The sequence below is a fragment of the Sinobaca sp. TMA16-18 genome (genome assembly GCF_059510535.1).
In genome coordinates, this window is the sequence record NZ_JCAKFM010000001.1 from 358,678 (window position 1) to 374,315 (window position 15,638).

Consider the following 15,638-nt stretch of genomic DNA (forward strand, 5'->3'; position numbering starts at 1 on the left):
CATATGAAACAACTACAAAACGACCAGGTAGCTGTATTTGCCCTTGGAGGACTTGGGGAAATCGGCAAAAACACGTATGCAATTGAATATAAGGACGAAATTATTGTTATTGACGCAGGCATTATGTTTCCGGAAGATGAACTTCTCGGTATCGATTATGTTATTCCGGATTACACGTACCTCGTTAGAAATCAGCATAAAATAAAGGGCTTATTTATTACGCATGGACACGAAGATCACATTGGCGGCATTCCTTATTTCCTTCGCGAAATGAACATCCCCGTTTACGGTGGACAGCTTGCACTCGGCCTTCTGAAAAGAAAGCTGGAGGAGCACGGCCTTCTTCGCAAGACAACGCTGCACGTTATTAAGGAAGAAGATGTGATCAGCTTTGCTAATCTTTCCATCTCATTTTTCAAAACAACACACAGTATCCCCGACTCCCTCGGCGTTGTTGTAAAAACACCCGAAGGCAATATCGTTCATACCGGGGACTTTAAATTTGATTTCACTCCGGTAAGCCAGCCGGCGAATCTGTCCAAAATGGCTCAAATCGGGGATGAAGGCGTTCTTTGTCTTTTATCCGACAGCACAAATAGTGAAATACCAGGATTTAGTATGTCCGAAAGAACAGTAAGTAAAAGTATTGATAATATATTCCAGAAAGCTGAAGGCCGGGTTATATTCGCTACCTTCGCTTCCAATATTTATCGTCTGCAGCAGGCAGTCAATGCCGCTGTTCATCATGGCAGAAAAATTGCTGTGTTCGGACGAAGCATGGATAACGCAATCAATATCGGCCAGGAGCTCGGCTATATTAAAGCCCCAAAAGATACATTTATTGAGCCCGGCCAGCTGAACCGGATGCCTGACAACGAAACCGCGATACTTTGTACAGGAAGCCAGGGCGAACCAATGGCAGCTCTTTCCAGAATAGCCCACGGAACGCACCGCCAGATTCAAATTATTCCGGGAGATACAATTGTTTTTTCAAGTTCTCCTATTCCAGGAAATAATTTATCTGTAAATAAAATTATCAATCAGCTTCTAAAAGCCGGCGCAAAAGTTATCCACGGCTCATTAAATAATATTCACACTTCCGGCCACGGCGCACAGGAAGAGCAGAAATTAATGCTTCGTCTGATGAAACCAAAATACTTTATGCCCATTCACGGGGAGTACCGGATGCTGAAAATGCATACCAAACTCGCTGAAGACTGTGATGTTCCATTGGATCATTCGTTCGTAATGGAAATAGGGGAAGTCCTCGCCCTGAAAAAGGATTCAGCCTCCATTGTAGGCAAAGTACCATCCGGCTCTGTATATGTAGACGGAAACGGTATCGGTGATATCGGAAATATCGTACTGCGGGACCGCCGCATTCTTTCAGAAGAAGGACTTGTCGTGGTTGTCGTAAGTATTGATATGAAAAATTTCACTGTCTCTGCCGGACCTGATATCATTTCCAGAGGCTTTGTATACATGAGAGAATCAAGCGACATGATTAACGATGCACAAAAGATGCTGTCTACTCATTTAGATGAAGTCATGAAGCGTAAAACAAAACAGTGGGCCGAAATCAAAAACGAAATTATTGACCAGCTTTCCCCTTATTTATATGAAAAAACAAAACGTAAGCCTATGATTCTTCCTATCATTATGGAAGTGTAATAAAAAAAGGAGTTTCCATTATTAAATGGAGACTCCTTTTTACGTTAATGGAACACTATACATATATTTTATATGGACAATCGTTTTTAATTATCATCAATCCAATAGGTTTCCAGCCGGCTTATATCCGCATCTGCACCTATAATAATTAATATATCCCCGTCATAGAGCTTTACCTCAGGTTCGGGAGAAACGGTTAATTCTTCGCCTCGTTTGATTGCCAGAATATTACACCCGTACGTCGATCTAACGTCCAGGTCCACGATGCTTTTTCCATCAATCGTAGGACCCGCGACAAGTTCCACGATGCTGTGCTCATCTGACAGTTCCAGGTAATCCAGTACGTTGTCTGATACAACATTGTGAGCAATCCGAATACCCATATCTCGTTCCGGATGGACAATTTCATGGGCGCCGATTCGACTGAGCACTGTTTCATGATAGTCATTCTGCGCTTTTACCGTAATATGCTTAATTTTCATTTCATCTAGAATAAGTGTTGTTAAAATACTTGCCTGAATGTTATCTCCAATTGCTACAATAACATGGTCAAAGTTTCGTATGCCCAGACTTTTCAGCGCTTTTTCATCTGTGCTGTCTGCAATAACTGCCTGGGTGGCAATAGAGGCAAATTCATTTACTTTTTCTTCATCCTGGTCAATAGCCAGTACGTCCATACCTTCATCCATAAGGGACTTGCAGATGCTGCCGCCGAACCGGCCAAGCCCGATAACCGCAAATTGCTTTTTCATGCCTTTTCCTCCACTCATCATCTAAACCGGTTGTTCTTCTTCAATTTTACATGAAGAAGCACACGAAATGAAGATTTCGTGTACGTACTGCAGCTGTTTATTTTGTGCTTTTCTTTTACGCATGACAGGGTTACCGCTTCTGTTTAAAGGGTTTCCTGACCCGGCTTCCAGTTAGCCGGGCATAATCCGCCTGTTTGAAGAGCCTGAAGCACACGAAGTGTTTCATCTACATCGCGGCCGACATTATTATGATTAACCGCGGAATACATCAATTCGCCTTCCGGGCTGATAATAAATAATCCGCGCAGCGCTATTCCTTCTTCTTCCATAAGCACGCCGTATTCACGTGCTACTTTATGATTGGTATCTGCAGCCAGCGGATAGTTCAGTTCACCCAGTCCGTTATCGTCCCGCGATGTGTTAATCCAGGCTTTATGGGCATGGATCGTATCTGTGGATACGCCAATTACTTCTGTATCCAATTCTTCGAATTCATCAAATTGGTCACTCAACGAAGTGATTTCAGTCGGGCAGACAGTAGTAAAATCCATTGGATAGAAAAACAATACCGTCCATTGGTCTTTCTCCACATTCTCTTCCAGACTTACTTTGCCGAACTCTTTATTTTGCATTACAGCATCCATCTCAAATCTTGGTGCCTGCCTGCCTACCATTCGTTTTTCACTCATGCTTTGTTCCACTCCCTGTGTAAAGCTTTTCACGGATTTAATTGTAATATGGAGCTGTTTTGAAAGTCAAACAGAGTTGATCCACCATTTATTGTAATAATGTTTTTTCAACTCCGATGACGTATGGTATACTCTTTATCGTGCTTTATTCTACTATTTATGAATGAAAGGAGATCCGTCTATGCCGGGTTTTATCGACGAAACAATACTTACCGGGGTCTTGAGTGCCGCCCTTCTGGTTGTCATCCAAATTATATTAGCTGTGATCGGCTACTTTATTGCAAGAGCCGTCGGAAAACGGATCATCACACGCGGTTTTACCAAAATGCAGGAAAAGCGCAACATGCATCCGGGAAGAATAAAAACCATTTCAAGACTGCTTGTTAATGTATTTTCCTATGTTCTTATTTTTGTGCTTATTACCATTATATTAGGCATCTTCAATCTGCCTATTGCCTCCTTAATTGCCGGAGCCGGGGTGGTAGGCCTCGCCGTCGGCTTCGGTGCCCAGGGACTTGTCAGTGACGTCGTCACAGGTGTTTTTCTATTGATAGAAAAACAGGTGGATGTAGATGACTACATCTCTGTGGCAGGGCTTGACGGCGTGGTGGAAGAAATTGGTCTCCGTACGACACAGATCAGAAGCTTTGACGGGGTCCTTCATTTTATCCCCAACCGGGAGATTATTACGGTCAGCAACTATTCCAGAGGGAACATGCAGGCGCTTATTGATATTGGCATTTCATACAATGATGATATTGATAAAGCGATATCGGTCCTTCAGGAAGCCTGTAACAAGGTTGCCTCTGCACACCCTGAAATTGTAGAAGGGCCTGATGTCGTAGGCGTCCAGTCGCTTGGAGATTCTGAAGTAGTGCTCCGTATTATCGGGAAAACAGAAAATATGATGCAGTGGTCCATGCAGCGCGAGATATTAAAAGCCTGCAAAGAAGCGCTCGAAGAAAACGGAATTGAAATTCCCTTTCCTCATCAGGTGTATATCGATAAACACGAGTCCGCTTCCGTAAACAAATAACACGTGCACTTCTATTATAAAAAACGGCGTCTCTTTAAAAGAGCGCCGTTTTTTCTTATCTGCTTTTTAGAAAATCTTCCATAAATGCAATGGCGGTATTCATTGCTTCTTCTTTAGGTTCCAGCCGCGAATCATGAAGCCCGAACGGTGTGTCCACGCCAAGCCAGAACATCAATCCCGGCACTTCGCGCAGGAAGTAGCCGAAATCCTCTCCGGTCATTGCTTCTCCGCTCTCCACGTAGGTTACTTCTTCGTGCTGCTCGGCAAAATTTCGGAAAGAAGCCGCAAGTTCATGATTATTGTACACCTGGCAGTAGTTTGCTCCCCAATCAATGGTGGCTTCGCAGGCAAAAGCTGCTTCAATGCCGGCCGTGAGCTGCCTGATTCTTGTTTTTACCATCTGCATGCTTTCTTCCGAGAGCGTGCGTATCGTTCCTTCCAGCCTGGCCGTCTCGGCAATAATATTCTGCTTCGTTCCGCCGGTTATTTTTCCGATCGTTACAACGGCAGCATCAAGAGGATCTACATTTCTTGCTACGACAGATTGAATCTGCGTAACAAGATGGCTTGCAGCGACTACCATGTCATTGGCCAGATGGGGCCTGGCTGCATGCCCTCCTGTGCCTTTAAGGTCAATAAACAGCTCTGACGTGTTGGCAAATAAAAGACCGGGCTTGGAGGATACTTCCCCTACTTTTCGTTCCGGTGCTACATGAAGGGCATAAATTTCGTCCGGCTTCCACTCCAAAAACGGTGCGGCGTTCAGCATCGGTTCTGCCCCTCCCGGTCCTTCTTCAGCCGGCTGGAATATAAACAGCAGGTTCTCTTTTGGCTGAGCTTTTGAGAAGGAATGCACAAGTCCCAGCGCAATAGACATATGAAGGTCATGTCCGCAGGCATGCATCATTCCCGGATGAAGAGAAGAAAAGGGATAGGAGGTATTTTCCTCAATAGGAAGTCCGTCCATATCTGTTCGGTACGCCACGGTTTTAACAGGTTCTGACCCACGAATAAATAAAAAAATACCAGTGTGCCAGGTTTTCCATTCCATATAGTCTGTTTTCCATGAATCTATTTTTTCAAGCAGGTATTCCTGCGTTTTCCATTCTTTGAATCCTGGTTCCGGGATTTGATGAAGCTCCCGCCGGATGGTGGTTACGTTCACACGGATGCCTCCTGACGTCTGGATATTAGTTCTTCTTTAAATGCCTGGACAAAACTATCCGCTTCCTTATTCTGCAGGGTAAGGGGCGGCAGCAGCCGGATAATTGTCTGTTGGGCAATATTGACCATAAAGCCTCGATGCAGCAGCGATTCCTGAATGCTTTTCACTTTATCAGCCTCTGCATCCAGCTTTACGCCGAGCATCATTCCCATTCCCCTGATTTCCTGTATATCGTTTTTCAGCTCCAGCTGCAAGGCTTCAAGCTGCTGTCTGAAATAGCCGGCCCGCTCCCTGCCTTCTTTTAATCCATTCTGCTCGAACAATACGTCCATGACAGCATTCCCAAGAGCCGCACTCAGTGGAGACGGGCCGAAGGTAGTACCATGATCCCCGGGCACAAATTTATTTTTCAGCTTTTCACCAGCAATAATACCCCCTAACGGCAGACCTCCTCCAATTCCTTTGGCAAATAAGATCATGTCCGGCACTACGTCTGCCTGCTGATATGCAAAAAACGTTCCGGTGCGTCCGATTCCTGTTTGAATTTCATCTATACAAAAAAGAACATTGTACTTTTTGCAGAGTGCTTCTGCGCCCTGCAGATAATTCTTGGACAATGGCGTAATACCACCTGAACCGAGAATTGGTTCTGCCAGAAAAGCTGCCGGTTTTTCTTTCATCAATACCGACTCCAGCTGGTTGAGGTCTTCCGGCACTGTTTCAAAGACGGGATAATCGGCTGCTGGAAAGTCCTGATAAATACCAGGCTGTCTTGTTAGTTTTACGACCCCAAGCGTCCGGCCGTGAAAGCTTTTTTCCAGTACGACGATTCCGTTTTTCTCTTCGCTCTGCTCTTTTTTCCATTTATGCACGAGCTTTACTGCCGCTTCCGTCGCTTCCGCACCCGAATTAGCAAAAAAGACTTTTCCGGGAATGGACTGCTCTATCATTCGTTCCGCCAGCTCGATCGCCGGTTGATTTAAGAATATGTTGGAAATATGAAGAAATTTTTGTGATTGTTCACCCAGCTTTTTTAACAGATAAGGGTGCGAATGGCCGAGCAGATTGACGGCCAGCCCTGTAAATAAATCCAAATAGGCTTTTCCTTCCGTATCAAATAGATAATTGCCTTCTCCTTTTTCCACTGCTATCGGAAGTCTTTGATATGTAGACATGATAGCGTTCTGATCTCGTTCCATCCAATTCATGTACTCTATCCTTTCTATCTTCCGTGATCTTTTTATTATAATATAAAAAGGCCGTCCGGCTAAACACTTTTCACCGGACGGCCTGGAAAGGAATTTTATTTAGTTATCGTCATTTAGACGGCGAAGTTCCTGCTTGATTTCTGTTTTGCCTTTTGTTTTCTCATCGATTTCTTTAATTACGCGGGCTGGTGTGCCGGCAACTACCGTATTTGGTGGAACATCTTCTGTTACGATCGCTCCAGCGGCAACTACAGCACCTTCTCCTACCGTTACTCCTTCAAGAATAACGCAGTTTGCTCCAACAACAACGCCATCTTGTACAATAACAGGCTGTGCGGATGGCGGTTCAATAACGCCGGCCAGTACGGATCCTGCACCGATGTGGCAGTTCTTTCCTACTGTTGCTCTGCCTCCCATGACAACATTCATGTCAATCATCGTGCCTTCTCCAATTACAGAACCGATATTAATGGAAGCACCCATCATAATAACGGCACCTTTGCCAATCTCTACCTGATCGCGGATAACCGCGCCCGGCTCAATGCGGGCTTCTATTGCTTTTGTATCTAACAGAGGAATAGCGGAATTGCGGCGGTCGCTCTCCACTACGTAATCTGTAATTTTATCCTGGTTGTCTTTAATGCCTTTTTCAATATCGCTCCACTCTCCGAAAAGAATTCCTGTATTCCCTTCGATAAAGCGTTTTGTTTCGTTTCCAAAACCGATAGAGTCCAGATCTCCTTGAATATAGACTTTCACCGGTGTTGATTTTTTACTTTCTGAAATAAAAGCGATAATTTCGTTTGCATCCATTTGTTTCATTGACGTATCCTCCTTAGAATCTTAACAATCTCCTACATAGAGTATCATATCAAGCCTTTGAAGGAAACCATTGCGCACGGAAAGGATTTTTTCACTACATATCGAATATTATACAGGGATGACTAAAAAAGGAAGTGATGAGATGGGATTTACAGCAGACATTTGTGATGATTATTCAGAAGTAGTGACCGTAGCCGACCCATTATTTAAACTGTACGGACAGAAAACACATTTTTCCGGACCGGTGGCCACCGTCCGAGTTTTTGAAGATAACGTACTTGTAAAAAAAGCGCTGCAGGAGCTTCCGGAAGGGTCTGTTCTTGTAGTAGACGGCGGCGGATCTTCGCGCTGCGCGCTGATGGGTGATAACCTAGCAGAGATTGCCTTAGAGCGGAAGCTTGCAGGCGTTATTATTTATGGTTGTATCCGTGATTCAGATGAAATAGCCCAAATGGATGTCGGGGTTTTTGCCATTGGAACCAATCCGGTGAAATCAGTGAAAAATGGAAAAGGAGATGCAAATATTCCAGTTGCCTTTGCCTCCGTCACATGGCAGCCCGGAGAATGGGTTTATGCTGATAATGATGGGATTCTTATATCAGCGAATGAACTAAATTTATAAAAGAGCATAACTTCATAAAAAAGCCGGCCTCCCATTATAGGAGACCGGCTCTTCTTATCGACTATTTATGACTTTGTTTTCTGGAACTGCGCTGTTTCTGTAGAACCTTTAAGAGCCGTGGTGGAAGATGTTCCACCGGTAATCACCTGCGCTACTTCATCAAAATAGCCGGTCCCTACTTCACGCTGGTGGCGTGTCGCAGTGTAGCCTTTAGCTTCACTGGCAAACTCGGCCTGCTGCAGTTCAGAATAAGCTCCCATCCCACGTGTTTTGTAGCCTTTAGCCAATTCAAACATGCTGTGGTTTAATGCATGGAAACCGGCAAGCGTAACAAACTGGAATTTATAGCCCATTTTCGCAATTTCCTGCTGAAATGTTTCAATGGTATCGTCATCCAGATTCGCTTTCCAGTTAAATGAAGGCGAGCAGTTATATGCAAGCATCTTTCCGGGAAACTTTTCGTGAATGGCATCAGCAAACTTCTGGGCTTCTTCCAGATTTGGCTTGGACGTCTCGCACCAGATTAAATCAGCATATGGTGCATATGCCAGGCCTCGTGCAATCGCCTGATCAATACCGGGTTTTGTACGGTAGAACCCTTCGGCCGTACGCTCTCCTGTAATAAATTCTTTATCGTAAGGGTCGATATCGCTCGTAATAAGGTCGGCTGCATCAGCATCTGTCCTGGCAAGGATAATCGTTTTCGTTCCGCTTACGTCAGCTGCAAGACGTGCAGATATTAGATTGCGCACAGCGTTCTGCGTTGGAAGCAGTACTTTTCCGCCTAAATGGCCGCATTTCTTTTCTGACGCCAGCTGGTCCTCAAAGTGAACGCCGGATGCACCGGATTCAATCATGCTTTTCATTAATTCAAATACGTTCAGCTGCCCGCCAAATCCTGCCTCGGCATCGGCAACGATTGGGGCGAAAAAATCTGTATCCCCTTCCTGTTCCATATGCTGGATCTGGTCTGCACGCTGCAATGCCTGGTTAATACGTTGTACGACGCTCGGTACACTGTTGGCCGGATACAAGCTTTGGTCCGGATACATCTGTCCGGCCAGGTTAGCATCCGCCGCTACCTGCCAGCCGCTTAAATAAATCGCTTTCAAACCAGCTTTTACCTGCTGCACAGCCTGATTTCCCGTTAGTGCTCCTAAAGAGTTCACATAAGGCTCTTCATGCAGCAGCTTCCACAATTTTTCCGACCCTCGTTTTGCTAATGTATGCTCAATTTCAATAGACCCTCTTAATTTTATTACGTCTTCCGCGCTGTAGGGTCTTTCAATCCCTTCCCATCGGCTGTCATCTTTCCATTGTTGTTCAAGCTTTTTTGCGTCTTCCTGAATTGATCCCATCTTTATCTCTCCCTTGTATTACTGTTTTATAACAGTTAATTTAGTATGACCTTATGTTATAACAGTAAAATCGTTTTTGCAACCCCTTTCATTAATTTTTCTGAAAAATTATTAGTACAGACTCATTATTAATAATCTGTTACATAACAAAAACCGGACCCATAAAGGGCCCGGCTTTATTTTATTAATTTGTAACAAAGGCGGTGGAAATTTCTTTCTGCTCGGCTCTGTCAATTTTTCGGAGAGAAAGCGTGCAGCTCAGCGTAATAATCAGCACGGCCGCAGCTCCTGTTACAACACCCGGCCAGCCAAATGCCGGCCACAGCCAGCCAAAATAGATGCTGCTTAGCCCTCCTCCTAAATAATAACTGGTTAAATATAGTCCGGAGGCGCTTGCCTTCGCTTCTGACGCATGCCTTGTAACCCAGGAACTGGAGCTGGAGTGAACGAAGAAAAAGCCGAAGCTCAACGTCAGCAGTGCTAGCAGTATGACAGGAAAAGACGGCACAATTGTTAATACAATTCCTATTGCCATTAGAGCTATTCCAATCAGCATACAGCTTGTCTGATTCCGTACCTGTGCCATCTTTCCGGCCAGCGTCGAGCTGAAGGTCCCTGCTCCGTAAGTTAGAAACAGCAGACCGAGCACTGTAGCAGACACAAAGAACGGTTCTCCATTTAATAGATACGTAATAAAGTTAAACACGCCGATAAATACGAAAAAATGCAGCCCGCCGATCACATAGGCCAGCGCCATTTTTTTATCTTTAAGGTGCATCCAATTATTCTGCAGTGTTTCTTTAAGGTGGAATGGTTTGGCCGTAAACTGTGTAGAATCCGGAAGCATAAACCAGACAAAAATACCGATACCTACGCTTACCCCTGCCATGATAATAAAAGCCAGCTGCCAGTCTGAGGCATCTGCAATGATACCGCTTGCCACGCGGCCGCTCATTCCACCAAGGCTGTTGGCACTAATATAAATCCCTACTGCTACTGTCATCGCTTTTTTGGAGTATTCTTCACTGAGGTAGGCCATGGCAGCCACCGGCACTCCTGCAAGAGCAGCTGCCTGAAACACCCTGGCAGCCATCAGCCAGCCAAAACTTGGTGCGAGGCTGATAAGAATCGTTCCTGCAATGCCAAGTGCCATTGAAATAAATAAGATATTCCGCCTGCCAAAAGCATCAGACAGGGCGCTGTATACAAAAAAAGTAATTCCCAGCACAATTAATGGGATAGAAATAATCAGGCTCGAAGCAACTTCTGATACTTGAAACTCTTCGCTCAGCATCGGAAGAAGCGGCTGAGGGTAGTATAGGTTGGCAAATATTAAAAAAGAGGCGGCTCCAAGCGCCATTGTCGCTTTCCAGAACGACGCTGTTTTTGCTTCTATCATGGGAGGTATCCTTCTTTCCTGAACACTTTGTCTACTGCTTGTATGCTATCATGGGTTTATTGATAAATAAAATATATAATAAACATAATAATTATGCTTTTTTGTTATGAAAGGAGAATGTTATGGAAAGCAGAGCCCTCGAATACTTTCGGGAAGTAGCAGCCAGACGCAGTTTTACAAAAGCCGCTGATTCCCTTCGCATTGCCCAGCCCGCCGTCAGCCGTGCGGTTCGGCAGCTTGAAGACGAGCTCGGTGTGTCTCTTCTTATCCGTGATAAGCGGCAGATCCGCCTGACGAAAGCCGGTGAAAAGTTATACGAATATGCTGTTGAAATGCACCGTCTGCTCGTAAAAGCGAAAAGTGAAGTGATAAATATGCAGGATCTTACTCAGGGAGAAGTAGAGATCGGTCTGCCATCCATGGCCGGTTCTTATTATTTCCCTGACCAGATTATGCGCTTTCTGGAAGCTTATCCCGGCTTGACCGTTTCCATCTACGAAGCCGGCACTTCTGCCATTGAAGAAGCTGTTATCAGTGGGGAAATTGAACTCGGTACGATTGTGACGGAAGAAGGCCGGAAATCGTCAAGCCTGCTAAGCATACATCCGTTTCTTACAGCACAGATGGTAGCCGTGGTTCCTCTTGATCATCCCTTTGCATCCAGAACTTCCCTATCCCATGAAGAGCTGGCAGACGAGCCGCTCATCTTATTTAAAGAAGGATACTATCAGAGGAAAGTAGTCGATCAAATAAGTGAAAAAGCAGGTCGTCCCGTTCACCTTGCATTTGAAACCAATCAGATTTCCATGGCCAAGTCCCTGACGCAGCGGGGTCTTGGTATCACTATTTTTTTGGAGATGGTCATACAGGATGATGAAAAACTGGCAGGTATACCTCTCGATCCGCCTATATCACTGACGCTTGCTCTGGCCCACCGCCGGAAAGAATCGCTGTCCGCTGCCAACAAAGCTTTTCTTCAGTTTCTGCTTGCTTAAAGATTTCTATGCATTAAAATCCCCCGGCTGCGCAGCCGGGGGATTTTGTTACCTATTAGAATGCTCTGCCTGCTTTGTTTTTTCTGCAATTTCCTGCTTAATGGAATCAGGCCATGCCTCTGCAGAAGCATTTTCAATATAAACCGACTCGGAAGGAAAGGCGATCTCCACGCCCTCTTCTTCCAAGATCTGCATCACTTCAAAATTAATGTCTTCTTTTGCTTCAAACCAATCAACCCAGCCCGTCGCTTTCGTAAAGAAGTACACAAAAATATCAAGGGAAAAAGAGTTAAACTCGCTGAAGCGGACGATAATAAGTTCATTATCAATTTTGGTATTTTCCCGAAGCATATCTTCTATACGTTCTACTACCCGCTGCACGTCTGCTCTCGGCGTTCCGTACTTCACGCCTACATTAAAGGTAATCTGACGCTTTCCCATCTCCGACCAGTTGGTAATAGCTTCATGGGCCAGGGTTTTGTTAGGAACAATTACGAGCGAATCTTCAAAGGTTCGAATCTTTGTGCTCCGGAAATTAATATCCTCTACAAACCCTTCCACCGTAGCAGAAGCAATCCAGTCTCCTTTTTTAAAAGGACGTTCCGTTACGATAATAATACCTCCGAGAAAATTACTGAGCGTTTCCTGGGCTGCAAGAGCAAAGGCGAGGCCGCCCAGGCCAAGACCGGCAATCAGGCCGTTAATGTCATAATTCCATTCGTGGGCGATAATGGTAATCGTAAGGGCCAATATTACAAAGCGGACGATGCGGGAGAGAAACGGCAGAAGCATACTGTCTTCCCCGTCGTCCATTTTACTGGAAAGTTTATAGAACATGGAAGAAGAAGCTGCCGTGAAATTAAAAAGCCCCCAGCCCATTACTATAATAATAGCTGTACGGTAAAATCGGTTAACGATTCCCATGTATTCCCCCTGTATAGGAAGGGAAAGCAGCGCTAAATACAAACCGAGTATGACAAAGAAAAACCGAAGCGGCTTTTCAAATGCAATAATTACATTTGTAAACACATCAGTCGGCGTTTTTTTGGCTATGCGAATCAGCAGTCTGAAAATGTATGTGGTTAAATATCGTCTTAAAAAGAATATGAGAAAAAATATTAATATAGCAAATCCTATATCAATCCAGGGCAGGTTTATGAAAAACTCCTGCGTTCTCATCCAAAAATCTATCATAGGTACCCTCCGGATGTTTTTACTGTTGAATAAATCAAATCTTAACACATCGGTCAACGTTTCTCTAGTGTTCCTATGAAAGATCTGAAAAGCTTGTGTGTCCTATCTTGAATATACCGGCTTTCCTTCTATAAAAGTCTGCTCCACCAGACTTTGTACATTAAAAGGATGATGGCTCCATATAACAAAGTCTGCATCTTTGGCTTTTTCAAGTGATCCTTTCGTTTCTGCCATATCCAGATGCCTCGCAGCAAACAACGTAATGGAAGACAAAGCTTTTGCCTCACTTAGTCCCTCTTTATGCGCCATCATTGCCGAAGTAAGCAGGTGGTCGATGCCGACTACCGGATGATCGGTTGTGATACAGTAATCGATCCCATTCTCTTCGAGAGCGGACAGTGTTTCCCAGCTTTTATTAGACAACTCTGCTTTGGATTTCGTGGACATCGTAGGGCCGACCGATGCTGTCACCTGATGGCGGGCGAGAAACTCAGCAATTAAATGACCTTCCGTGCAGTGTTCAATCGTGTAGCGGAGATCAAATTCTTCAGCAAGCCTGACAACAGTAGCAATATCATCGGCCCGGTGCGCATGAGCGCGGAGTGGAATACGCTTTTCCAGTAAAGAAACGAGCTGTTCCAGACCAAGGTCTCTTGGCGTTTTTGGGTCTTTATTACATTTATCCTTGTAATTCTGCGCTTTTATCATGGTTTCCCGAAACAACGCCGCATTTCCCATTCGTGTAACCGGACCGGAGGGCTTTTTGGAGTGTATACGTTTAGGATTTTCTCCAAACGCTGCTTTCATACCAGATGGTGATATCAACACCATCTCATCGACAATCCGTCCGCTTGTTTTCACAATGACCATTTCCCCGCCGATTACATTGGCACTTCCAGGGAGAATTTGTACGGTAGTTACTCCAGACCGGCGTGCCAGCTCAAAGCCTTCCTCCAACGGATGAATTCCATCGATTGCACGCACAGCAGGCGTGACGGCCTGGCTTGTTTCATTAAAATCAGCACCCTGCGGTCCGATGCCTTCTTCGTGTACGCCAAGATGGGTATGCACATCAATCAAACCCGGAGTAATATATTTTCCCCGTACGTTTATCTGTTTATAGTCTTTTGGTATGTGATCTTCGTCTGTTACTGCTTCAATTTGGGCGCCGTTAACAAGAAGTACAGCATGCTCGATGAAAACACCATTCTGATTCATGATACAGGCTCCTATGTATGCTTTATTCATCCAAAACCTGCCTCCTAAGTACTTCGATTCACTAAATATTATAGCATATTTGCTTTTTGTATTGACAAACCCTGCCAGTACAAGGTAAATTAATAAAGGTTCATCTATCCAGCTGCTCCGTTAGCTCAGCTGGGAGAGCGCCACCTTGACAGGGTGGAGGTCACTGGTTCGAGCCCAGTACGGGGCACCATAACAGAAACGCTACAAGCCTTCTTATAGAGGGCTTTTTTTTAATGTAGCTACATCCACCATCTCAAGATGGCACTTGAAAGTATCCTTTTGGTCACATAATGGTCACCACAGCTTACTTTTTAGCTCATTTTACAATCACACCTTTTTTATTTGGGATGAAATCTGCTTACCATAAAGCAACTCTCCAAATTTGTCAGCTGTTTCTCTTTGCATGTTCGGTAATAAATGACTATATCTTTCTATCGTCATACGAACATCAGCATGACCCAATTTTTCAGCCACAATTTTGATGTGTACACCTTGTGATAATAATAATGTTGCATGGGTGTGCCGTAAATCGTGAAATCTGATTGGTGGCAGCTCAGCTTTTTTTATTAGCATTGAGAAGTTTCGTCTTAAATTACTTGGATTAATTGGAGTATCTGAATATGATGCGTTTATTAAATCACTATCCCTATAAATCTGTCCTTGTGAGAGCTTTTCTTTCTTTTTATTCATCTGATAAGCTCTTAACACCGCTGTTAATTCACCAGGTATACTGATAGTTCTCATACCTGCAATGCTTTTAGTAGAATGTTTTATTTTTTTTCCACTATCAGTAAGAGTTTTGCTTACCCTTATGATGTTTTTTTCGAAATCGATATTGTTCCAGGAAAGAGCTAATATTTCCCCTTGGCGCATTCCCGTATTTATAGCAATTAAATAAATCGTATGATATGGGCTTTCTTTACTTACTTCGATAAATCTTTTTACCTGATCTAATTCCCATACTTCTGTTTCTTTTTTTCTTTCTTTAGGTGAAGTGACTAATTTAGCAGGATTTTTTACGATCTTTTCATGTTTCACAGCTTTATCTAAGGCGCTAGAAAGCATATTATGAATCTTTTTAACAGTACTAGGGGAGAGCCCCTTCTCTTGCAAAAGATCATTATAAAATTTTTCTATTTGATCTGGTCTCAATTTTGATAACAGTACTTCTCCAAGAGAAGGTACTATATGCACCTGTAGATTGCTAACATAGTTGCTGTAAGTGCTGCTCTCAATTTGATGTTTCTTTGAAAGCAGCCATTGATCCATATGAGCCGATAAGCTTTCAATTGAAGGCTCTATATAGGTACCTGTATTCAATTCATGTAACATTTTTCCAAGTCCGATATTAGCATCTTTTTTCGTTTTAAAGCCCCTTTTCTTCTTTTGTTTCCTCTTTCCGTCTTCTCCTCTGCCCATCTCGATTACATAATACCACTTACCATTTTCCTTTCGTACAGATCCTGAATAATGCATACT

The 15,638-nt window shown here is 44.0% G+C and carries 14 protein-coding genes and 1 tRNA gene; 5 read left to right on the forward strand and 10 right to left on the reverse strand.

All coding sequences use genetic code 11. The annotated features are described in order from the left end of the window. Window positions 1-3 precede the first annotated feature (3 nt). Window positions 4-1,671 (forward strand): ribonuclease J1, encoded by a 1,668-nt coding sequence (gene rnjA, locus AC5W14_RS01845; RefSeq protein ID WP_496059310.1) that lies wholly within the window; start codon window positions 4-6, stop codon window positions 1,669-1,671. Window positions 1,672-1,757: 86 nt separating this feature from the next. Here rnjA and AC5W14_RS01850 read toward each other — a convergent pair whose 3' ends face one another. Beyond that, window positions 1,758-2,423: a potassium channel family protein gene (locus AC5W14_RS01850; RefSeq protein WP_496059309.1), complete on the reverse strand. Its 666-nt coding sequence runs from the start codon at window positions 2,421-2,423 to the stop codon at window positions 1,758-1,760. A gap of 143 nt (window positions 2,424-2,566) precedes the next feature. Then, window positions 2,567-3,112, reverse strand: a complete 546-nt coding sequence (locus AC5W14_RS01855) for a peroxiredoxin (RefSeq protein WP_496193686.1) — start codon at window positions 3,110-3,112, stop codon at window positions 2,567-2,569. 181 nt (window positions 3,113-3,293) lie between these two features. Between AC5W14_RS01855 and AC5W14_RS01860 the strand changes: the two genes are divergently transcribed. After that, window positions 3,294-4,148 (forward strand): mechanosensitive ion channel family protein, encoded by an 855-nt coding sequence (locus AC5W14_RS01860; protein WP_496059307.1) that lies wholly within the window; start codon window positions 3,294-3,296, stop codon window positions 4,146-4,148. A 55-nt stretch (window positions 4,149-4,203) separates the two neighbouring features. On the opposite strand, the gene AC5W14_RS01865 is transcribed toward AC5W14_RS01860, so the two are convergent. From AC5W14_RS01865 to dapD, 3 genes are all read right to left on the reverse strand, one after another. Next, complete coding sequence (locus AC5W14_RS01865) at window positions 4,204-5,319, reverse strand: N-acetyldiaminopimelate deacetylase (protein WP_496193687.1); 1,116 nt, start codon at window positions 5,317-5,319, stop codon at window positions 4,204-4,206. Further along, the gene (locus tag AC5W14_RS01870; protein ID WP_496059306.1) at window positions 5,310-6,521 is read right to left on the reverse strand and encodes an aspartate aminotransferase family protein; all 1,212 of its coding nucleotides are present in this window, start codon (window positions 6,519-6,521) and stop codon (window positions 5,310-5,312) included. The genes AC5W14_RS01865 and AC5W14_RS01870 overlap by 10 nt, the downstream gene beginning before the upstream one ends. A gap of 99 nt (window positions 6,522-6,620) precedes the next feature. After that, window positions 6,621-7,343: a 2,3,4,5-tetrahydropyridine-2,6-dicarboxylate N-acetyltransferase gene (gene dapD, locus AC5W14_RS01875; protein WP_496193559.1), complete on the reverse strand. Its 723-nt coding sequence runs from the start codon at window positions 7,341-7,343 to the stop codon at window positions 6,621-6,623. Window positions 7,344-7,485: 142 nt separating this feature from the next. Here dapD and rraA point away from each other — a divergent pair, with 142 nt between their 5' ends. After that, entirely contained in the window at window positions 7,486-7,965 is a 480-nt protein-coding gene (gene rraA, locus AC5W14_RS01880; RefSeq protein WP_496193560.1) for a ribonuclease E activity regulator RraA, read from the forward strand. 65 nt (window positions 7,966-8,030) lie between these two features. Here rraA and aceA read toward each other — a convergent pair whose 3' ends face one another. Then, window positions 8,031-9,323, reverse strand: a complete 1,293-nt coding sequence (gene aceA / locus AC5W14_RS01885) for an isocitrate lyase (RefSeq protein ID WP_496193561.1) — start codon at window positions 9,321-9,323, stop codon at window positions 8,031-8,033. Window positions 9,324-9,507: 184 nt separating this feature from the next. Beyond that, window positions 9,508-10,722: an MFS transporter gene (locus AC5W14_RS01890; protein WP_496193562.1), complete on the reverse strand. Its 1,215-nt coding sequence runs from the start codon at window positions 10,720-10,722 to the stop codon at window positions 9,508-9,510. 122 nt (window positions 10,723-10,844) lie between these two features. Between AC5W14_RS01890 and AC5W14_RS01895 the strand changes: the two genes are divergently transcribed. Further along, a complete protein-coding gene (locus AC5W14_RS01895; RefSeq protein ID WP_496193563.1) occupies window positions 10,845-11,717 on the forward strand; it encodes a LysR family transcriptional regulator in 873 nt (290 codons plus the stop codon). A gap of 48 nt (window positions 11,718-11,765) precedes the next feature. Here the strand turns inward: AC5W14_RS01895 and AC5W14_RS01900 are convergent, their stop codons facing one another. Together AC5W14_RS01900 and AC5W14_RS01905 are read right to left on the reverse strand one after the other, a co-directional pair. Next, window positions 11,766-12,911 carry a mechanosensitive ion channel family protein gene (locus tag AC5W14_RS01900; protein ID WP_496193564.1) on the reverse strand — a complete coding sequence of 382 codons (1,146 nt, stop codon included), beginning with the start codon at window positions 12,909-12,911 and terminating at the stop codon, window positions 11,766-11,768. Between the two features lie 102 nt (window positions 12,912-13,013). Beyond that, the gene (locus tag AC5W14_RS01905; RefSeq protein WP_496059299.1) at window positions 13,014-14,159 is read right to left on the reverse strand and encodes an amidohydrolase; all 1,146 of its coding nucleotides are present in this window, start codon (window positions 14,157-14,159) and stop codon (window positions 13,014-13,016) included. Between the two features lie 114 nt (window positions 14,160-14,273). Here AC5W14_RS01905 and AC5W14_RS01910 point away from each other — a divergent pair. Next, window positions 14,274-14,349, forward strand: a tRNA-Val gene (locus AC5W14_RS01910). 137 nt (window positions 14,350-14,486) lie between these two features. Here AC5W14_RS01910 and AC5W14_RS01915 read toward each other — a convergent pair. Then, window positions 14,487-15,635: a tyrosine-type recombinase/integrase gene (locus AC5W14_RS01915; RefSeq protein WP_496193565.1), complete on the reverse strand. Its 1,149-nt coding sequence runs from the start codon at window positions 15,633-15,635 to the stop codon at window positions 14,487-14,489. Between the last annotated feature and the right edge of the window lie 3 nt (window positions 15,636-15,638).